The 20,586-nt window shown below is 41.7% G+C and carries 24 protein-coding genes and 2 pseudogenes; 6 read left to right on the plus strand and 20 right to left on the minus strand.

Annotated elements, in window-relative coordinates:
• Positions 1-18: 18 nt before the first annotated feature.
• The 16 genes and pseudogenes from rplN to pplA form a co-directional block, all read right to left on the minus strand.
• Entirely contained in the window at positions 19-387 is a 369-nt protein-coding gene (gene rplN / locus MFLO_RS01510) for a 50S ribosomal protein L14 (RefSeq protein WP_036095852.1), read from the minus strand.
• Between the two features lie 70 nt (positions 388-457).
• Entirely contained in the window at positions 458-721 is a 264-nt protein-coding gene (gene rpsQ, locus MFLO_RS01515; protein WP_036095854.1) for a 30S ribosomal protein S17, read from the minus strand.
• A gap of 27 nt (positions 722-748) precedes the next feature.
• Positions 749-940 (minus strand): 50S ribosomal protein L29, encoded by a 192-nt coding sequence (rpmC, locus tag MFLO_RS01520; protein ID WP_036095857.1) that lies wholly within the window; start codon positions 938-940, stop codon positions 749-751.
• Positions 930-1,364, minus strand: a complete 435-nt coding sequence (rplP, locus tag MFLO_RS01525) for a 50S ribosomal protein L16 (protein ID WP_007474821.1) — start codon at positions 1,362-1,364, stop codon at positions 930-932. Before rplP ends, rpmC begins: the two co-directional genes overlap by 11 nt.
• 2 nt (positions 1,365-1,366) lie before the next feature.
• Positions 1,367-2,023 (minus strand): 30S ribosomal protein S3, encoded by a 657-nt coding sequence (rpsC, locus tag MFLO_RS01530; protein WP_036095862.1) that lies wholly within the window; start codon positions 2,021-2,023, stop codon positions 1,367-1,369.
• A 2-nt stretch (positions 2,024-2,025) separates the two neighbouring features.
• A complete protein-coding gene (gene rplV / locus MFLO_RS01535; protein ID WP_036095864.1) occupies positions 2,026-2,382 on the minus strand; it encodes a 50S ribosomal protein L22 in 357 nt (118 codons plus the stop codon).
• 20 nt (positions 2,383-2,402) lie between these two features.
• On the minus strand, positions 2,403-2,681 hold the full coding sequence (gene rpsS / locus MFLO_RS01540) for a 30S ribosomal protein S19 (protein ID WP_036095866.1): 279 nt from the start codon (positions 2,679-2,681) through the stop codon (positions 2,403-2,405).
• A 90-nt stretch (positions 2,682-2,771) separates the two neighbouring features.
• Positions 2,772-3,605 carry a 50S ribosomal protein L2 gene (rplB, locus tag MFLO_RS01545; protein ID WP_036095867.1) on the minus strand — a complete coding sequence of 278 codons (834 nt, stop codon included), beginning with the start codon at positions 3,603-3,605 and terminating at the stop codon, positions 2,772-2,774.
• A 43-nt stretch (positions 3,606-3,648) separates the two neighbouring features.
• Positions 3,649-3,933, minus strand: a complete 285-nt coding sequence (gene rplW / locus MFLO_RS01550; RefSeq protein WP_036095869.1) for a 50S ribosomal protein L23 — start codon at positions 3,931-3,933, stop codon at positions 3,649-3,651.
• The gene (gene rplD / locus MFLO_RS01555; protein WP_036095871.1) at positions 3,933-4,556 is read right to left on the minus strand and encodes a 50S ribosomal protein L4; all 624 of its coding nucleotides are present in this window, start codon (positions 4,554-4,556) and stop codon (positions 3,933-3,935) included. The genes rplW and rplD overlap by 1 nt, the downstream gene beginning before the upstream one ends.
• Positions 4,557-4,581: 25 nt before the next feature.
• Entirely contained in the window at positions 4,582-5,211 is a 630-nt protein-coding gene (gene rplC, locus MFLO_RS01560) for a 50S ribosomal protein L3 (RefSeq protein ID WP_036095873.1), read from the minus strand.
• Between the two features lie 54 nt (positions 5,212-5,265).
• On the minus strand, positions 5,266-5,574 hold the full coding sequence (gene rpsJ / locus MFLO_RS01565) for a 30S ribosomal protein S10 (RefSeq protein ID WP_007474836.1): 309 nt from the start codon (positions 5,572-5,574) through the stop codon (positions 5,266-5,268).
• Between the two features lie 319 nt (positions 5,575-5,893).
• Positions 5,894-6,694 carry an FAD export ECF transporter transmembrane subunit FmnA gene (gene fmnA / locus MFLO_RS01570; protein ID WP_036095878.1) on the minus strand — a complete coding sequence of 267 codons (801 nt, stop codon included), beginning with the start codon at positions 6,692-6,694 and terminating at the stop codon, positions 5,894-5,896.
• 20 nt (positions 6,695-6,714) lie between these two features.
• Entirely contained in the window at positions 6,715-7,674 is a 960-nt protein-coding gene (gene menA / locus MFLO_RS01575) for a 1,4-dihydroxy-2-naphthoate polyprenyltransferase (RefSeq protein WP_036095880.1), read from the minus strand.
• A gap of 14 nt (positions 7,675-7,688) precedes the next feature.
• Positions 7,689-8,735, minus strand: a pseudogene (locus tag MFLO_RS01580) (FAD:protein FMN transferase); the annotation flags it as partial.
• Between the two features lie 154 nt (positions 8,736-8,889).
• On the minus strand, positions 8,890-9,795 hold the full coding sequence (pplA, locus tag MFLO_RS01585) for an extracellular electron transfer flavoprotein PplA (RefSeq protein WP_036095883.1): 906 nt from the start codon (positions 9,793-9,795) through the stop codon (positions 8,890-8,892).
• Positions 9,796-10,248: 453 nt separating this feature from the next.
• Here pplA and MFLO_RS01590 point away from each other — a divergent pair, with 453 nt between their 5' ends.
• From MFLO_RS01590 to MFLO_RS15925, 6 genes and pseudogenes are all read left to right on the plus strand, one after another.
• On the plus strand, positions 10,249-12,141 hold the full coding sequence (locus tag MFLO_RS01590; RefSeq protein ID WP_036095885.1) for an FAD-dependent oxidoreductase: 1,893 nt from the start codon (positions 10,249-10,251) through the stop codon (positions 12,139-12,141).
• A 133-nt stretch (positions 12,142-12,274) separates the two neighbouring features.
• Positions 12,275-12,713, plus strand: a pseudogene (locus MFLO_RS01595) (NusG domain II-containing protein).
• A gap of 47 nt (positions 12,714-12,760) precedes the next feature.
• Complete coding sequence (gene eetB, locus MFLO_RS01600; protein WP_036096014.1) at positions 12,761-13,303, plus strand: flavinylation system FAD exporter subunit EetB; 543 nt, start codon at positions 12,761-12,763, stop codon at positions 13,301-13,303.
• A gap of 16 nt (positions 13,304-13,319) precedes the next feature.
• The gene (locus MFLO_RS01605; protein ID WP_036095887.1) at positions 13,320-14,300 is read left to right on the plus strand and encodes a polyprenyl synthetase family protein; all 981 of its coding nucleotides are present in this window, start codon (positions 13,320-13,322) and stop codon (positions 14,298-14,300) included.
• A gap of 17 nt (positions 14,301-14,317) precedes the next feature.
• A complete protein-coding gene (locus tag MFLO_RS01610) occupies positions 14,318-15,208 on the plus strand; it encodes a metallophosphoesterase family protein (protein ID WP_149022939.1) in 891 nt (296 codons plus the stop codon).
• Positions 15,106-15,621, plus strand: a complete 516-nt coding sequence (locus MFLO_RS15925; RefSeq protein ID WP_206538299.1) for a hypothetical protein — start codon at positions 15,106-15,108, stop codon at positions 15,619-15,621. Before MFLO_RS01610 ends, MFLO_RS15925 begins: the two co-directional genes overlap by 103 nt.
• A gap of 126 nt (positions 15,622-15,747) precedes the next feature.
• Here the strand turns inward: MFLO_RS15925 and MFLO_RS01615 are convergent, their stop codons facing one another.
• From MFLO_RS01615 to tuf, 4 genes are all read right to left on the minus strand, one after another.
• Positions 15,748-17,379, minus strand: a complete 1,632-nt coding sequence (locus tag MFLO_RS01615; RefSeq protein WP_051993398.1) for a right-handed parallel beta-helix repeat-containing protein — start codon at positions 17,377-17,379, stop codon at positions 15,748-15,750.
• Positions 17,380-17,781: 402 nt separating this feature from the next.
• A complete protein-coding gene (locus MFLO_RS01620; RefSeq protein WP_036095890.1) occupies positions 17,782-18,171 on the minus strand; it encodes a hypothetical protein in 390 nt (129 codons plus the stop codon).
• 22 nt (positions 18,172-18,193) lie between these two features.
• Positions 18,194-19,198 carry a DUF4003 family protein gene (locus MFLO_RS01625; protein ID WP_036095893.1) on the minus strand — a complete coding sequence of 335 codons (1,005 nt, stop codon included), beginning with the start codon at positions 19,196-19,198 and terminating at the stop codon, positions 18,194-18,196.
• A gap of 134 nt (positions 19,199-19,332) precedes the next feature.
• Complete coding sequence (tuf, locus tag MFLO_RS01630; RefSeq protein ID WP_036095895.1) at positions 19,333-20,520, minus strand: elongation factor Tu; 1,188 nt, start codon at positions 20,518-20,520, stop codon at positions 19,333-19,335.
• Between the last annotated feature and the right edge of the window lie 66 nt (positions 20,521-20,586).

Consider the following 20,586-nt stretch of genomic DNA (forward strand, 5'->3'; position numbering starts at 1 on the left):
TGGTTTGAAACTTGTTTATTAAAGAACTTCTGGAGCTAAAGAAACGATCTTCATGAAGTTGTTTTCACGAAGTTCGCGAGCAACAGGTCCAAAAATACGTGTTCCACGAGGACTTTTATCATCACGGATAATGACACATGCATTTTCATCAAATTTGATGTAAGAACCATCTTGACGACGTGCTCCACTCTTAGTACGAACGATTACTGCTTTAACAACTTCGCCTTTTTTGACAACGCCGCCTGGTGTTGCTTGTTTAACAGTACATACAATAACATCACCAATGTTAGCAGTTTTGCGTCCTGATCCACCTAGCACTTTAATTGTTAGCACTTCACGTGCGCCAGAGTTATCAGCCACTTTTAAACGACTTTCTTGTTGAATCATTAGGACACCCTCCTTCCAGAATAACAGACAAGATATCTAATGCCTAGACTCTTGTGCTTATATAAAAACTTTAGATAATAACTGCTTCTTCTACTACATCTAATAAACGGAAGCGTTTAGTTGCAGATAGAGGGCGAGTTTCCATGATACGAACGATATCGCCAGTTTTTGCAGTGTTATTTTCATCATGCGCTTTGAATTTCTTCGAGTACTTCACGCGCTTGCCATACAAGCCATGTTTTTTGTATGTTTCAACAACTACAGTGATAGTTTTATCCATTTTATCGGATACTACGCGGCCTGTATAGATTTTACGTTGATTACGGTCAGCCATGTATTAAACCTCCTTATTAATTTCGTCTTAAGCAAGTTCTCTTTCTTTAACAATTGTTTTCATACGAGCGATCGATTTACGTACTTCTTTAATACGAGCTGTATTTTCCAATTGTCCTGTAGCTAATTGAAAGCGCAAGTTGAAAAGCTCTTCTTTCAATGCTTTTTCCTGATCTTTAATTTCGGTAGTGGATAGTTCACGGATATCATTAGCTTTCATTTGCTTCACCACCAATTTCTTCACGTTTTACGATCTTTGTTTTGACCGGCAGTTTGTGTGATGCAAGACGTAATGCTTCACGCGCTACTTCTTCAGGCACACCTGCGATTTCGAACATAATTTTACCACGTTTAACTGGGCTTACCCAGCCTTCCGGAGCACCTTTACCTTTACCCATCCGAACCCCAATAGGTTTCGAAGTGTAAGATTTATGAGGGAAAATTTTAATCCAAACTTTACCGCCACGTTTCATGTAACGAGTCATCGCGATACGGGCAGCTTCAATTTGACGGTTCGTGATCCAAGAAGCTTCAACAGCTTGAAGACCATATTCGCCAAAAGCAACTTCAGTGCCGCCTTTTGCACGTCCACGCATGTTTCCACGGAACTCACGACGGTATTTTACACGTTTAGGGACTAACATACTTATTTTCCTCCTTCCACATTGTTTTTCTTCGTTGGAAGGACTTCACCACGGTAGATCCAAACTTTAACGCCTAGTTTACCATAAGTTGTATCTGCTTCTTCCCATGCATAATCAATATCAGCACGAAGTGTATGAAGAGGTACAGTTCCTTCACTATAATGTTCAGCACGAGCAATATCAGCTCCGCCAAGACGACCAGATACTTGAGTTTTGATTCCTTTCGCACCAGCGCGCATAGTACGTTGAATAGCTTGTTTTTGTGCGCGACGGAAAGATACACGTCCTTCAAGTTGTCTAGCAATATTTTCAGCTACAAGTTTAGCATCAAGATCAGCACGTTTGATTTCAACGATATTGATATGAACACGTTTGCCTGTAAGTTCGTTTAGGGATTTACGAAGCGCTTCGACTTCGGAACCACCTTTACCGATAACCATACCAGGTTTTGCAGTATGGATTGTGATATTCACACGGTTAGCTGCACGTTCGATCTCAACGCGAGAAACAGAAGCATCAGCTAAGCGTTTTGCGATATAGTCACGAATGCGTAAATCTTCATGCAAGAAATTAGCGTAATCTTTTTCAGCGTACCATTTCGAATCCCAGTCACGAATGACTCCGATACGCATACCAATTGGATGTACTTTTTGACCCAACGTTATCCCTCCTTCACTTCAGATACCACAACAGTAATGTGGCTCGTACGTTTGTTAATAGCACTTGCACGACCTTGTGCACGTGGGCGGAAACGTTTAAGTGTTGGACCTTCGTCAACAAATGCTTCCGAAACCACTAAGTTATTTATGTCTAAATCATAGTTATGCTCAGCGTTCGCCATAGCAGATTTCAATACTTTTTCAATGATTGGTGAAGCTGCTTTTGGAGTAAATTTCAAGATAGCGATCGCTTCCCCGACTTGCTTACCTCGGATTAAATCAATAACGATTCTCGCTTTACGAGGAGCAATACGTACCGTTTTGGCAACGGCTTTTGCGCTTGTAATTTCACTTGCCATTTAGATAGCCTCCTCTCGAATTATCGTTTTGTTTTCTTATCGTCTCCCGCGTGTCCACGGTAAGTACGAGTTGGTGCAAATTCACCTAATTTATGTCCAACCATATCTTCTTGGATGTAAACAGGAACATGTTTGCGTCCATCATATACAGCGATTGTTTGACCTACGAATACTGGAAAGATTGTGGAACGGCGCGACCAAGTTTTAATTACTTGTTTCTTTTCGCTTTCGTTAGCAACTTCCACTTTCTTCATCAAATGATCATCGACAAAAGGTCCTTTCTTTAAGCTACGACCCATGACGGAACCTCCCTTCGTATAGCTAGGAAGCTCGGAGCAAACCTCCGTGCACTCCCTGCTATCAAATTTAAAGTGATTTTATTCCAGATCTTATTTACCTTTACGACGACGTACGATAAATTTATCGGAGTTGTTGTTTTTCTTACGTGTTTTGTAACCAAGAGTTGGTTTGCCCCATGGAGACATTGGAGATTTACGTCCGATCGGTGCTTTACCTTCACCACCACCGTGTGGGTGATCATTAGGGTTCATTACAGATCCACGAACTGTAGGGCGTTTACCCATCCAACGTGAACGTCCGGCTTTACCGATATTGATAAGTTCATGTTGTTCGTTACCAACTTGACCGATTGTAGCACGGCAAGTAGCAAGAATCATGCGAACTTCACCAGAGTTAAGACGGATAAGAACGTATTTTCCTTCTTTACCAAGCACTTGAGCACTCGTTCCAGCTGAACGAACTAATTGTCCGCCTTTGCCAGGTTTAAGCTCGATATTGTGGATAACAGTACCCACTGGAATATCTTTAAGTTCCAGTGCATTTCCGACTTTAATGTCAGCTTCTGCTCCAGAATGAATTGTTTGGCCTACTTCAAGACCTTTAGCTGCGATGATGTAGCGTTTTTCTCCATCAGCGTAGTTGATTAACGCAATATTTGCAGAGCGGTTTGGATCGTATTCGATAGTTGCAACACGTCCAGGCACGCCATCTTTATTACGTTTGAAATCGATCACACGGTATTGGCGTTTGTGTCCGCCGCCGTGATGACGAACAGTTAACTTACCTTGGTTATTGCGGCCAGCTTTCTTTTTCAAAGGACGTAGCAAAGATTTTTCTGGAGTACTTGTAGTAATCTCAGCGAAATCAGAACTTGTCATATGACGGCGGCCGTTTGTGGTAGGTTTGTACTTTTTAATCGCCATGTTTTTCCCTCCTCGTTAGATTTTTTTATTCTAAACGTTCGTTTTAAACTTCAAAGAATTGAATTTCTTTACTATCAGCAGTAAGAGTAACAACTGCTTTACGGCGTTTGTTTGTATAGCCGACGTAACGACCCATGCGTTTTTTCTTACCTTTGTAGTTCATAACATTTACTTTCGTTACTTTTACTTCAAAGATTTCTTCGATCGCATGTTTAATTTGAGTTTTTGTAGCACGAGTGTCTACTTCAAAAGTATATTTCTTGTCATCAAGAATACTTGTAGATTCCTCGGTTACGACTGGGCGCTTAATGATGTCGCGTGCATCCATTACGCAAGCACCTCCTCTATCTTTTGGGCAGCTGCTTTAGTGATGATTAATTTATCATGACTAGCAACTTCTAGTACTGAGATACTTTCAGCTGGAATAACTGTAATGCCTTGAATGTTACGTGCAGATAGTTCTACATTCTCGCTTTCAGAAGCAACTACAATTAGAGCTTTTGTATCTACAGAGATATTTTTAAGGAAAGCTGCAAAATCTTTTGTTTTTGGCGCATCAAATGCTAAGTTCTCAAGTACAACAACGTTTTCGTCTAGTACTTTCGAAGATAGAATTGATTTAATCGCTAAACGGCGAACTTTCTTCGGTAATTTGTAAGCGTAAGAACGGGGAGTTGGTCCAAATACAGTACCACCACCACGCCATTGCGGCGAACGGATCGATCCTTGACGAGCACGACCAGTACCTTTTTGACGCCATGGTTTACGACCACCACCACGTACTTCTGAACGATTTTTTACTTTATGAGTTCCTTGACGTAAGGAAGCTCGTTGGCTCAAAATAACATCTACGACAACTTTTTCGTTTGGTTCAATACCGAAAACAGCATCGTTCAATGTGATTTCGCCAGCTTGTGATCCATCTTGTTTAAGTAAGCTTAGTTTTGGCATTCGTTAGTCCTCCTTTCCGAATTGGTTATTTTGCTTTTACAGCAGTTTTAATTTGAACTAATGATTTTTTCGCACCAGGAACATTACCTTTAATAAGAAGTAAGTTCTTTTCTACGTCTACTTTTACGATTTCCAAGTTTTGGATAGTGATTTGATCTCCACCCATACGACCTGGAAGAAGTTTATTTTTGAAAACACGGTTAGGCGCTACAGGACCCATTGAACCAGGGCGACGATGGTAACGAGATCCGTGGGCCATAGGGCCGCGAGATTGTCCGTGGCGTTTAATTACACCTTGGAATCCTTTACCTTTCGATACGCCTGTCGCGTCAACGATGTCACCTTCTGCGAATACGTCTACTTTGATTTCTGCACCAATCTCATACTCGTCTAAGTTTACATCGCGTAATTCGCGAATGAAGCGCTTAGGAGTAGTATTGGCTTTTGCTACATGACCTTTTTCGGGTTTGTTTGACAAAACTTCACGCTTGTTTTCGAAGCCAATTTGTACTGCTTCGTAGCCGTCAGTTTCAACTGTTTTCTTTTGAAGTACAACGTTATCCGCTGCTTCAATTACTGTAACTGGAATAAGTTCTCCGTTTTCAGTGAAAACTTGTGTCATCCCTACTTTTCTACCTAAGATTCCTTTGGTCATGAGTCACACCTCCTGTTAATAGTTAATTTTTCGAGCTTTTGTAGCTCATTTTTATTAAAGTTTAATTTCGATATCTACACCGCTTGGCAAGTCTAAACGCATCAAGCTATCAACAGTTTGTGGTGTTGGGTTGACGATGTCGATTAAACGTTTGTGTGTACGCATCTCGAATTGTTCGCGCGAATCTTTATATTTGTGAACCGCACGTAAAACCGTGTATACAGATTTCTCTGTTGGAAGTGGAATCGGACCAGATACAGAAGCACCAGAACGTTTCGCAGTTTCCACGATTTTTTCAGCTGATTGATCTAAAATACGGTGATCATAAGCTTTTAAACGAATACGAATTTTTTGTTTTGCCATTATTTTCCCTCCTTCTCGCCTATTTTTAAAATAGACATTCTCCATGGAAATTACCTGAGTACCCGCCATGGCAAAGCGGCCGGGTGTGTCAGCAACCTTCCACTTCATCACATCTACAACCACCCGTAACCGGGGGTCGTTCGCACAAAAGGGCAGACGAGTGCCTATCCATTTGCACTTTATCTATTATACACGGGTTACCCCTTGGAATCAACAGCTTTTTTTCAAAAAACTTTTCTATTCTTTTTATGACAGCGCTTTTTCATTTTGAAAGCTTTATATATAGAAGAAACAAAAAACCCTGGATAATTTCCAGAGTCTAATGTGCACGCAAAACAATTAACGCGGCAGTTAATAAGATAAAGACAAAGAGAGCCAGAATATCAATCCATTCCCAGTGCAGGACTTTAAATTTCGTTCGCCCCTCCCCACCGTTATAGCCACGAACTTCCATTGCATCTGCCAAGTCTTCTGCCCGGTTAAATGAACTTACGAATAGCGGAATGAAGATTGGAACTACGACTTTCATCTGTTCGAACAAGTTCCCTTCGCCGAATTCGATTCCGCGGGCGCGCTGCGCTTTCATAATTTTATCTGTTTCTTCCATCAACGTTGGAATAAAACGAAGCGCGACAGATATCATTAATGCAATGTCCGTTACCGGAACTTTGAGATACTTGAATGGCCGCAAGAGGTATTCAATGGCATCTGTCAGATCCATCGGCGTTGTCGTCAGTGTGATCGCTGTCGACAACACTATGATCAGGGTAAAGCGAATGAAGACATAAATTCCATTGATAATTCCAAAGGACGAAATCGTAAAAGGCCCAAAGTCAAGATAGATGGTGCCACCGCTTGTGAACAGCATCTGCATGATAACGGTAAACAGAATGAGCCAAAGAAGTGGCCGGATGCCCTTAATAAATACCTTGACGTTTATCCCCGTAAGCATAATGACACCTAAAGTAAAAGCGATCATCAGGCCGTAGGTTAGCGGATTGTTGGCAAGAAAAAGAATGGCAATGAAGTAGAATCCAGCTAACAGTTTGGTTCGGGCGTCTAGTTTGTGTATCCAAGAATCCCCCGGAACGAAACGTCCGAATATTAATTTATCGATCACACAAGACACGCCCTTTCATTTTAAATCAAATAGCTGATAACGACGCTCGCTGCCATTAGGATGACTAGTGTCGCATTGATCGTAACGAAGTTTTTGATCGCAATGACGAAGGTTTTCGATTTGACCTGCTCTTGATTGAACTTCTTCAGATTGCGGTAGATAATAGGAATTACTAGGAGCGCCAGCAACATTACCGGATTTAAGTAACCCAAAATTACAGCAGCAACTACGGCTGCAAATGACGCATAATACAGTGTGTTAAAAAGCACAACTCCCCACTTTCTACCTATATAATAAGGAAGTGTATATCTGTGGTTGCGTATATCTTCGTCGAGGTCACATAGGTTATTCGCGAGCATGATGTTTGCAATCGTGAAGATGCCCGGAAACGATACAATACCGATTTCAATAATCTCAAGCAGGTTGAAGCGGATATCGATCCACTCGCCGCGCCAAATCAAGTTGGCAATGCCAGCATCGAACGCGTTAACATACACGGCAAGGAAGAAAATTCCGAAACCCATTGTAACACCCGAGAAGATTTCACCAAGTGGCATACGCGAAAGCGGAACGGGGCCGAATGTATATAGAATGCCGATGCAGAAACAAACGAAGCCAATCAAGAGTACAAGCAAGTCCGTGCGGAAAACAAGCCACACGCCGAGACCTGTTGCGGTAAGAAACATCGCGAAAATCAGGATGATCACGTTTTTTTCGGGTATGCTAAATTGGCCGATAACGTTGCTTTTGACACGGTAGTCGTAATCGTGATTGTCAGTCGCTTTGCGGTAATCCATATAGTTATTAATCGCTGTAGTTGTTAAATCAAAAATCAGCATGGATGCAAAGAAAATAACGGTATTCATTACTTCAAGGTGATGCAGTTTATAAAGCACAAAGAGTGTTCCAAACATAAATGGATACACGCTCGCAATTTTCGTTCTGATTTCCACAAGTTCCAAAAACGCCTTGATAGACAACTTGCTTCCTCCTCTTACTCGATTAGTTTAAATGACTTGTCGCTCAGTTTGAAATTGTCTTTCAAACCTGAAGTCAGATAGATTTTTTTATCCTTTGTTACGAAGATCGCTTCGACATCCTTGAATTGTTCCACATATGCTAAGCCGCCCTTTACGCCTTTTGCAAACGCGGCAGTTGATAAGCCGTCGCCGTCAATGGATTTTTTTGAGATGATCGAAACACCAGCTACTTCATTATTGAACTGGTAGCCGGTAAACGGGCTCAAGATATGGTGATATTTGATGCCGTCAATTTCAAGGTAGCGTTCGTAGATACCCGATGTGACAACGGAAAGGTTCTTTCCTTCAAGTGAGCCGACTGTTTTCCCGCGGGCAAGTAGCGGGTTTTGGATACCGATTTTCCAGTCGTTCCCCCGAGCATTCGTTCCGCGAGCAAAGATATTGCCACCAAGGTCAATAATCGCTGAACGGACGCCAAGTTTCGCAAACACTTGATTCACTTCGTCCGCGATAAAGCCTTTTGCAATTCCGCCGAGGTCAAGCGACATCCCTTTTTTTGGAAGAAAAACGGTGCGGTCAGCTTCATTTAATTCAACTTGCTTGTAGCCAATCAGCGGCAAGACTTGCTTGATCTCCGCATCAGCAGGTTTGCGCGCATCCGGAAAGCCGATATGCCATAAATCTGTGAGCGGTCCGACCGAGATGTCAAAATCACCGCCGGAGGCTTTGCTATATTTGATGCCTTCTTGAATGAGACCGAATACATCTTTGTCGACTGACGTCGCTTTAATGCCGGCATTTTGATTGATCTTATCCACTTCGGATTTTCCATCATCGCTTGTCGTAATTGCGGCTGCTAGTTCCTTAATCCGGTCAAACCCTTTTTCGATCGCATCTTCTTTCCCTTTATCATAAACCTTGAGCGTAACAACTGTGCCCATCAAAAATTCTGTTTTTGAATACGGCTGGTCAAGCAGTTCTTTTTGGGGCTCATCAGTTGATGAACAAGCGCTAAGTGTGAGAAGTAGCGCGAGGCAGGCTAAGAAAAAACCCCCCTTTTTTCATCAAAAAATCCCCTTTCTCGTAATCTTTTCTAACGTTTCTACTATAGCGCAAATCGCGTTCGCGTGCCAGACTTTCTTGCAAAAAACCCCCAAAGTTAGAAACGTCTAACCTCAGGGGCATCTTTTTAGTATTTAAATCGAAACGTAAATCTTATTCTTCTTCAACTTTGTTGTAAACTTTGATTTCAGCTGTGTCGCCTTTTTGAGCGGCATTGATAAGTTGTGCTGCGTAGATTTTGAACGCGTCAGAAGAGTGAGTTGCACCAGATACTGTGTCAACGTCTGCTGCAGCTTGTTTATCAACTAGTGATTTGTTAAGTGCAGGGATGTATTCAACTGGGCCAGTACCCGATTTTTCTTTCATGCTCTTTTCGTATTCAGCATCGTCAGTTTTCTTTTGACCGTCTTTGTTTACATAGTTGTAATCAGATTCAGTAATTTTACCGTCTTTTACTTCAATCGAGAATGCTACACGGTAACCGTGCGAGTAGTTTTGTTCTTCAAGCGAATATTTACCGTCTTTAAGATCAGCTGTGTTGTCGATCTTAATTGTTGTAGTGTCGCCGCGTTGTGCTGCTTGGATCAATTGGTTTGCATAGTTGATGAAAGCATCTGAAGAGTGAGTTGCACCAGATACTACTTCAACTGCTCCAGCCGCTTGGTTTTTCACTAGCGATTCGTCAAGTTGTTTCAAGTATTCTTGAGGGCCAGTACCCACTTTATCTTTCATCATTTTTTGGTAGTCGGCATCTTCAGATTTCAATTTGCCGTCTTTATTTTTATAGTCATAGTTTGCTTTTGTGATTTTGCCATCTTTAACTTCGATTGACATGAAAGCTTTCCAGCCTTTATCATCAAAGTTTTGTTCTTCAAGTTTGTAAGTACCATCAGTCATAGTACCATCAGTTTTTGCATCAGCCGATTTCTTTTGTTCCGTTTGTTTCGGCTCATCGCTTGATTTCTTGTCAGAATCGCTGTTTCCGTTTCCGCAAGCTACTAATAACATACTTGAAGCTAATACAGCTGTAAGCCCCATTGCAACTTTTTTCAATTCCATAATTTGCTCCCACCTTTTGGTTTATTAAGAAATGTTTGTGATAACACGAGCATAGAAAGCTAAAACATGAGAAGCGCTATCACGAATACAAACAAATCATACCATCAACCATCTACTTTGTCTATAAGTTCCGTTAATGATTTAATTTAACAAATTTTCAAAATGAAACTTCTAAAACGTTGTTCTGCTTTGTTTTCTGTCATTATAAGGAAGTGAAGGGATAGATTGTAAACAAAAACACCGTTCCACCCAGAACCTACAGGGTATTTTGTCCCATGAAAACCGCCCCTTTTATGAGAAAGAACTATTTTTATGTTTTTACGATTTTTTTAGCTCAGATAGTGTAGACAAGCGGCCTTGATTTCTGTTACACTATGTTAGGTTATTATTGTACATTTTATATTGGACTAATTTATCATTTGTGAATAAAATAACAAGGAGTTGAGAAAGCATATGCCTGAAAAAAACATTGTTCTTATAGGGGCAGGGTATGCAGGTGTACACGCAGCGAAAAAGCTTGCGAAAAAGTACAAAAAAGATCAAGACGTTAAAATTACGCTGATCGATCGTCATTCGTATCATACGATGATGACAGAGCTTCACGAGGTTGCAGGAGGACGTGTTGAACCGACAGCCATTCAATATGATTTGCGTCGTTTGTTTAATCGTTCAAAAGTAAACTTAGTAACAGATAATGTAACAAATGTCGATCACGACAAAAAAGTGGTGACTACTGAACACGGTAGCTACCCATTCGATTACCTCGTTCTTGGTATGGGCGGCGAACCGAATGATTTCGGAACTCCGGGTGTTCAAGAAAACGGCTTTACGCTTTGGTCTTGGGAAGATTCTGTACGGTTACGCAACCACATCGAAGCAATCGTTACAAAAGCAAGCCGCGAGCAAGATGTTGAAAAACGTAAAGCAATGCTTCGTTTCGTTGTCTGCGGATCTGGTTTTACCGGAATCGAAATGGTCGGCGAACTGCTTGAATGGAAAGATCGTCTCGCAAAAGACAACAAGATCGATAAAGATGAAATTGAATTGATGGTTGTTGAAGCTGCGCCGACGATTCTTAATATGTTAGAGCGTCGCGATGCGGACAAAGCTGAGAAGTACATGGTTAAAAAGGGAATTAAAATTCTTAAGAGTGCTGCGATTGTTGAAGTAAAACCTGAAAGTATTCTTTTAAAATCAGGGGAAGAACTTCCAACGCAAACGTTAATCTGGACTGCCGGCGTACGCGCTAATTCGGACACGAAGGATTACGGCATGGAAACTGCTCGTGCTGGTCGTCTTAAAGTCAACCAATACATGGAAGCTGAGAAATTTGAGAATACGTATGTGATTGGAGACCTTGCTTACTTCGAGGAAGAGGAAGGCAAACCAACTCCGCAAATCGTTGAAGCTGCTGAACAAACTGGGATGACTGCTGCCAAAAGCATCATTGCTGAAATTAGCGGCGGGGAAAAAGAAGCATTCCAAGGAAAATATCATGGTGTTATGGTTTCCATCGGCGCGAAATATGGTGTTGCAAATCTTTCAGGAATGCACCTTTCCGGCTGGTTCGCTATCTTCATGAAACACATGGTTAACTTGTATTACTTCTTCGGAATCCGAAGCGGTTACTACATGTGGCAATACATCATGCACGAATTCTTCCACATTAAGGATCACCGTAATATTTTCCGAGGCTGGACTTCCCGCTATGGAAATGTCATCTGGAGCTTACCACTTCGTGTTTATCTTGGTTGGTTCTGGATTGATGAAGCTCTTGCGAAAATCTATGGCGAAGGAACGTGGGACAAAGTTAGTATCACTAACTTGAAACCAATGTTCCAAGGGCTTGGATCTGATTCATGGCTGACAGCTACAACATCGAAAATGCCATTTGACTGGCTTCAAACTGCAGCAACTTCTGGCGCGAGCCAAGCTGCTGGGGATGCTGCTGGTGAAGCAGCACAAAACGTTACAACACCGATTTTAAGCCACATGTGGGGCTGGTTCGAGTGGATCATGAAACTCTTAATGCCGAACCAAGATGTCGCTGTGTTTATGCAAAAAGTTGTGCCTTTCATCGAACTTGCAATTGGTCTTGCTCTTGTTGCTGGTTTATTCACTTGGCTTGCAAGCGTTGGAAGCATGGGCTTCCTTGCAATGTTCACACTAAGCGCAATGCTTGGATGGGATAAATTCTGGGCTCTTCCTGCTTCGTTCGCTATGCTTAACGGTGCTGGACGCACATTCGGTCTTGATTATTGGGTTGTTCCTTGGATTCAAAAACACCTCGGACATTTCTGGTACGGAAAACCTCGTGCAGTTTACAGAGATTCTGACAGGAAATAACGATACGATAAAAAGCAAGGAGCGAAGTCCCGTTTGTGGATTTCGCTCCTCTTATTTGTAAAAACGGTATATTTTTGATGATAAATCCTTTACAATGAGAGGGATAGAAAAAATGATTAGAGGGGGAAAAGTTGTGAAACCATATTTAAAAATGATCCGACGCTTCGATATTGTTATCATCGCTCTTTTGGTCATACTCTCTTTTTTTGCCTCTAGCTATTTTTTCATATGTAAAAGCAAATGAGCCGAAAGGTGCCGAAGATAACGGATTAATTGCTGTTGTCACGGTTGACGGCAAGGAATACAAGAAAGTTACGCTAACAGGACACAGCGGAACAGAATCATTCACCATTACACAAGATGACGGTGACTACAATACGATTGAAATAAAGGATGAAAAAATCCGAATTTCAAAAGCAAATTGCGGCGACCAAGTTTGCGTCCGTACCGGTGCTATTGGAAAACGCGGCGAGACAATTGTTTGTTTGCCGCATAAAGTTGTTATCGAAGTGAAGGCTTCTGATGGAAACTCCGGTGGTAACGATGACGATGATATGATCATTTCTTCATAAATCGTTTTTCTGATGCTTTTTGAAAGGAGTTAAAAACCGTGATAAAGATGACTAAAAATAAGCGCCTTGTTTATATTGCACTTCTTGCTGCACAGGCTGTTGTAATCAGCTTGCTTGAACGCGCTATTCCATTTCCATTCGCATTTGCGCCTGGAGCTAAGCTTGGTCTTGCAAATATTATTACTTGTATTTCGCTCTACACGCTTTCAACAAAAGATACTTTTATGATTATCGCAATCCGCCTTGTACTTTCTACCCTTCTCGGCGGAACAATTTCAACTTTCTTATATAGTGCGGCTGGTGCCATTTTGAGTTTTATCGGTATGTGGGCTGTACAAAAACTAGGACCAAAAAATGTCAGCATTATTGGCGTCAGTACAACTGGAGGGATTTTACATAATGTCGGTCAGCTTGTAGTTGCAAGCTGGATTGCTGGTTCGTGGAGTGTGATGCTCTATCTTCCAGTTCTCTCCTTTATCGGGATTCTTTCGGGGATTGCGGTTGGGATTGCAGCTAATTACCTGCTTCAAAATGTGCAGACGTTGCGTCTGTTTTTCGATGCCAAACAAGAACGTGCACTGAATAAATAGAAAAAGGAGTTTCACAATGCAACTTCATTCCATGTGGGAAAATTATCCCGAACTAAAGAAAGACCTTGCAGAAGTACTCATGACGATCGAAAAAAATATCCAAATTCGTGATAAGCGTGTTGAAGAGAATGTGAAGATGCTGATTCACGCGGGCGGAAAATTGCTTCGACCGGCCTTCGCTTTGCTCTCAGCTAAGCTCGGACCAGATTACGACCGTGAACGTGCGATTTCTGTTGCGGCAGCACTTGAGGTGCTTCATATGGCCACGCTGATTCATGATGATGTCGTGGATGAGTCAAAGCTTCGCCGCGGTCAGCCCACCATCAATTCGAAATATGGCAATCATTATGCGGTTTATACGGGCGACTATTTATTTACAATTTGTTTCAAGATTCTTTCGAAACATTCGGATTCGATTTCAAATATCGAGTTCAGCAGCAAGAACATTGAGAAAATCTTGATGGGAGAGCTTGACCAAATGCGGATGCGCTACAATCTAGATGTGTCCGTCAAAGAGTACTTGACGCGGATTTCCGGGAAAACGGCGCAGTTGTTCGCGCTAAGTTGCTATTCTGGTGCAACAGCAAGCAAAGCTCCGCGCACACTTGCTGTGAAGGCTTGGAACATCGGGCATTATCTAGGTATGGCCTTTCAAATCATTGATGATGTGCTCGACTACACCAGTACGGACACTGGGCTTGGGAAACCGGTTATGAACGATGTCTTGCAAGGGGTTTACTCATTGCCGCTGATTTATGCGATGCGCGGACGAAAAGCTGAATTTGGCCCGCTGCTGCTTAAAAAGGAAGCGATGACGGATGCGGATTTGGCTGAACTCATTCGGTTGATCGATGACTACCACGGGGTTGAGCAAGCGTTTGATCTTGCGCGTAAGTATACGAAAAAAGCGCAGAAGGAAATTGCGAAATTACCGGCCGGTGCGTACCGTGACCAACTCAGTAAGCTGACGGATGAAATTTTAGATCGGCAAATTTGAGGAAGGAAGGCTTGGAAATGAAGCGGTTTGGATGGATTACTGCTCTTTGTCTGCTGCTTCTTTCGGGATGTAGCGGTGCAGCAAAATCGGATGCGGATTTGGCCGCCCCGGCAATTGCCAAGGAAAAAGATCTTCGAATTGCTGTCGCAACGGACACGCATTACTTGGCATCTGAACTCACGGATGGCGGCGCAGCTTTCAAAAAGTATGTTGCAAACGGGGACGGGAAGGCGCTTGCTGAAAGTGATGCGATTGTTGATGCTTTCTTGGATGGGGTTCGGGCTGAAAAAGCGGATATGCTAATTTTAAGTGGGGATCTTACGAATAATGGTGAACGAAAAAGTCATGAAAAATTGGCGAAAAAGCTTGAACAACTTGAAAAAACGGGAACGAATGTGTATGTAATTCCCGGGAACCACGATATTAATAATCCTTGGGCAAGGAGTTTTCGAGGCGAGGAACAGCTCAAAACGGATAGTATAACTCCAGATGATTTCCGTTCGATTTATCAAAGCTTCGGTTTTAATGAGGCGGTTTCTAAGGATAAGTTTTCACTTAGTTATTTAGCAAAAGCTTCACAAGACGTGTGGCTGCTTATGCTTGATACTAGTCATTATAACTCAAACTATCAGCTTGGTGCGCCAGAAACAGAGGGTGGTCTTACAAGCGGGACTCTTGATTGGATCAAGGAATGCAGCAAGCTCGCACAAAAGAACGGCGCACGGATTTTGCCGGTGATGCATCATAATCTTGTGACGCACAGTGAAGTGCTGAGTAAGGCTATACGATCAATTATGCGGATGATGTGCGCCGAACTTTTATTGAAAGTGGGTTTGATCTGGCGCTTAGCGGGCATATTCACGCACAGAACATCGCGACGCAAGAATATCAATCCGGCAAAACGCTGACTGATATTGCCACCGGATCACTTGCAGTCTATCCACATAAATTTGGGGTAGTTTCTTTTCAGCTTTCCACCAAAAAATTCAGTTATACGGCAAAGGAGCTGAATGTGGAGCAGGCAGCGGATTTACCTGGATTTAATGAGCGTGATCGTAGAAATTTTTACGCTATCGGCTATGATAAAGCGATGAGCGAGATTGCATCAAGTGATGTGTTTGACCAATTTAGCGAGCAGGAAAAGCAAGCGTTAGCGAATACGATGGCGGTAAACAATCAAGCTTATTTCACTGGAACGGCACCAAAGGAAACGCCTGGATTGAAACTTTGGAAAAAGGTATCTAATCATTTTTTGAGGAACTATGTGCTTAGCACGGCTGGTAAACCGAAGCAAAATAATAATTACTGGGCAGAAAAATAAAAACAGCGGCATCTGGAGTTAGAATGCCGCTGTTTTTTTATTTTGTTACTGTAATTTTTTGCCGGATGAGTTCTTTGTATTGACTATTGACTCCGACAAGTTCATATTTGGCTCCGTCATTTTTGATCAGGTCGATGCATTTGAAAAAACAAATACATTGCCATTTGTTTGAGCTTGGGAAAGCACTTTGCCGTTTTTCCATAACCTTACTTTCGCAACCGGCGATTCGAATATTCCTGAAAGGGTTTTTGTTCCCGTTTTATAAATCGGCGCTGAGATCGTTGGTACCCGAGAATATGTGCCGCGTGCTGCCGAAAAAGTTTTGCCGTTCAGCAGGTTGTTAGTCGTCACAAGTTCTTTTAAAGTAATCCCTGTACCGTTTACCGAGACTAAGAATTTCACTTTCCCTTCTTTTGAAGTAATTATATTATTTGAAAAGGCCAGTTTTTGGCTAGTTCCCCTTACTTCTGCCACCGCTTTATAGTAGTTTGCAATTGTACTTCCTTGCGAGAAATGAAAACCGTTTCCGGTAAACTCGATTCCTCGACCAGATCCGACTTGTACCTCAAATAAACGAATTGGGTAACGAATGACTCCATCACCCGAGAATTGATTATTTCTTACGAGGATATTGGAAGGTTTCGTCGTATATTCACCGCGTATTCTCTGGTTGGATGACATAAAGGCTAAAATGTCCTTGCCATTCAGAGAAACTTGATTGTTTTCTACTACCACATTAGTTGCACCTGTTAATCGAATTGCATTTAAGAGAAGCATATTTTCTGGGAATCTTGCCGCGCCATATTTTTCTCGAAGTTTAGTGTTATCAGGCAATTCTTGTCCAGGCGTTCCCGCTTTCAGTACATTACCAGAAATTAAAAGGTTCGTATTTTCCGGTCCATAACTGTCAATACCTGAATCTGCCATGATATAGTTTTCTGTGTTTGGATCAGTCTGATAAGCTCGTTCATAGCTATAAAATCCAAAGCGCTGCATCCAGTCCGTTACAACATTATTTGAAACAATAATTTTGTCGATTGCATTCGGACCGCCGTTAAATCTATAAAGCTGGATTCCGCTTTTACCGGAATTTGTTACAACGTTGCCAGAGATGGTAGCACCGCTCGTAAATTCCAAAGCAATTCCATTTTGCTTCCCACTATTTTTCACTTGGTTATTAACGACTTGCGCAGTTTGAACTCTGCTAAGGCTGATTGTGCTTGATCCAATTTCTTTCGCATCCACGATTAGATTTTCAAGGCGAATATTTTTGATGAGTTTATAATTTGCGCGATTCTCTTCATCAAAGCCTGGTGAGAATTGAATGATATTCGCTCCATCGCTTTTGCCTGTAGTGTCATAGGTTAATGTTAAATCTTTAATTGTCACATTTTCAAGCTGAATCCCCGCACCCGGAGTTTTGTTTTTAATAATTCCGCTTACACCTGTGACAGCTTTTGTGAACACAAATTTTGACTCTGCAGCTCCCTTGCCGCTCAGTGTCACATTGGACGGGATTAATAGCGTACTGTCAAAATAGTACGTACCCGCTGGGATAGTTACTTGATTTATTTCACCTTTATTCGCCGATGCTTCTTCCATCATTTGATTCCATTTTTTCACATTGTCACTGCTAGCTGTCTTGTCGTTTGCTTTTAAAGTTACTTGAATCACGTGATTTGCTGCTGCGTTTCCATTTTCCGGTAAAAGGAAAAATACGCCCATCACTAAGAATAAGGCTACAATCCACTTTTTCATTGTTAACGCTCCTTTTTTTTAAAAAAAGAAGAGTTCGTTGATGTAGCTCAAGTGTCCTCTCTAAGACAAGATGCCTATAAAATTCAATTATTCTTTTTTCGTGTTTGCAACTTGATTTCCTATTGCTTGCTTCTTTTTCATTATTTTTTTCTTACCTTTTCTGTATTCTCGAGAGAAGCTAACTCCATTTTTGTTTTCCGGCCTCCTTTTCGTTCTCCATTGTATACTAAGATTGTGCATTTTTTCAACCGAAACGACTTGCATTTTAAAAATAGTTGTATCAATGGATTGAACTGGAATCTAGTTGCATTTTTTGAAATTATTTACCATTTTTCACAAATTATATGTATGCGCTTCCAAGCAAAAAAAGAATTCTGTATACAAATAAATACAAAGAACAAACTAATTTCTAATGTTTTTCAGTTTTCCAAAACGCTCTTCTAGCATTTGATGGGCGTTGATACTTTTTAGCCCATTAGTCTTCGCTGCGAAACTAGCAAAATTCAAGCCTGCTCCGAAAATTTGCAATGCACCATTTCCAAGGTCACCATCTTTTAGCGCTTCGATACCGTCTGTTAGAAAGTGATCGCTTTCATCCAGATGGCAATCCGGCAAATATTTTCCACCTTCAGCATAAAGCTTAATATTTTTTAGAATTTGTTCTGTCGTTGCCGCAGAGATATCAGCATCAAGCGCTATCAACATATCATTAATGGGTTCAACAAGGATTGCATAGCCCCCACCAAATTGTTGGCACTGTTTTTTTATTTCTAGTCTTCTTTCTTTTGCCATCACTTTCCCCACAACCTTTCTTTCATGAATTCGAGCTGCTAGTATTAACTATGGCCGCTGTTACGACAACCGCGCTTACGATAACCGCTTGTTCGATCGCGATGAGAGCTGTCAAACTTACCATCAGCTGTTCTGTCTGCTCCATGCTCAATTCGCTTGTTTTTTGCTCTACATATAAACTAAGCGCCAGCGCAGTTTGGAAATTCTTGTCAAAACGAAGTCCCGAAAGCATCTTCACTTCTGCGTACAACTGGTCAAACTGCTGGTCGAAATTCGATCCATTTAATACGAAAGCAAGCACGCCAATTGTACTATAGAAAAGCTCTTGAGGTTTAATATTTTGCTTCTCAAGCTGTTTAAGCACCGTACGCACACGCTTTACATACATAGGATCTTTCTTGCGACAAAGCAGTACCGAAATTCCGGCCAAAAATTGTAACCCATTATTTTTTTTGAATCCTATTTCATCAAAGCTTGTAAAATAGAATTCTGTTAAGTCGGCCAGTTCACTTGGTTCATATTCTTCGTCCAACATTGCGAGCAACACACTCATCGAGATATCTTCATTGCCTGTCAAAAACGGGTGATGTTGCTTAATCGCCTCATGCACTTTTTTAGCCCGAACGATCGTCTCAGCAACCTGATCCGAATCAAGAGACATAAGCGCTTGTGCGGCAAAGTACGTATACTCTGTACGCGGGAACTTTCCTTCAATCAACGCTTGATAATTCGCAAACAACTGCTCAACATCAGCCAAGTTTTCACGATTCTCTTTCAGCAAAAGTCCAGCAAGTGCCGCGCGAACATTTGTTGTTAATACGGTAAAAGTTCCAGCCCTTTCTTTAATCAATTGATTCACCTTGCTAAAGCGCTGAATATCAAGTTGTTCATCTTGACCGGCAAACAAACGAGCAACCAAGTAGCGAATCCGCTTATCAGTATACTTGACCGGGCTTTTCCTCAACTTCTCATAATTCTCTTTCAGCCGAGTAACCATCCGTCTCGCATCTCCATTTTGTTGTGTCATTCTTTTTGCCTCCTTCATGTTGGGTTTATGTTCCACTTTCAAGTATAGCGGAAAGCAGAAAAATTTTCCTTTTAAAAAAGCCGTCGCAGCATTTTTGCTACAACGGCTTTCTATTCATCAAAAGATGATTTTAATTATTTTTGGATGTTAGCTACAACGCCAGCACCAACAGTACGTCCACCTTCACGGATAGAGAATTTAGTACCGTCTTCGATCGCTACAGGAGCGATAAGTTCAACAGCTAATTCTACGTTATCCCCAGGCATTACCATTTCAGTACCTTCTGGAAGCGTAACGATACCAGTTACGTCAGTTGTGCGGAAATAGAATTGCGGACGGTAGTTGTTGAAGAATGGAGTGTGACGTCCACCTTCTTCTTTAGTCAAAACATAAGTTTCAGCTTTGAAAGTTGTGTGTGGAGTGATAGTTCCTGGTTTAGAAAGAACTTGTCCACGTTCGATATCTTCACGAGCAACCCCACGAAGAAGTGCACCAATGTTGTCTCCAGCTTCTGCATAATCAAGAAGCTTACGGAACATTTCTACACCAGTAACAGTTGTTTTAGAAGTTTCGTCTTTAATACCAACGATTTCAACTTCGTCCCCAACGTTAACTTTTCCACGTTCAACACGACCAGTTGCAACTGTACCACGACCAGTGATCGAGAATACATCTTCGACTGGCATCATGAATGGTTTGTCGTTATCACGTTCTGGAGTTGGGATGTAAGAGTCAACAGCATCCATTAATTCATGGATTTTGCCTTCCCATGCAGCATCTCCTTCAAGAGCTTTAAGAGCAGAACCTTTGATTACAGGAATGTCATCACCAGGGAATTCATATTCGCTTAATAGGTCACGAACTTCCATTTCAACTAGTTCTAATAGTTCTTCATCGTCAACCATGTCGCATTTGTTTAAGAATACAACGATGTAAGGAACACCTACTTGACGAGAAAGAAGAATGTGTTCACGAGTTTGTGGCATTGGGCCATCAGCAGCAGATACTACTAGAATAGCTCCGTCCATTTGCGCAGCACCTGTGATCATGTTTTTAACATAGTCAGCGTGTCCTGGGCAGTCAACGTGTGCATAGTGACGGTTAGCAGTTTCGTACTCTACGTGTGCAGTAGAGATTGTGATACCACGTTCGCGTTCTTCTGGTGCACCATCGATTTGGTCATAAGCAGAAGCTTGTGCCATTCCATCTTTAGCTAAAACAGTAGTGATAGCTGCAGTTAATGTAGTTTTACCATGATCGACGTGTCCGATTGTACCAACGTTAACATGGGGTTTTGAGCGGTCAAATTTTTCTTTTGCCATTTTAATAAAATCCTCCTTAATGTTTAAAAAAGTGATATTTAATAGTTGCTAAACGAAAAATCATTC

The sequence above is a fragment of the Listeria floridensis FSL S10-1187 genome (genome assembly GCF_000525875.1).
GTDB classification, from domain to species: Bacteria; Bacillota; Bacilli; order Lactobacillales; family Listeriaceae; genus Listeria; species Listeria floridensis.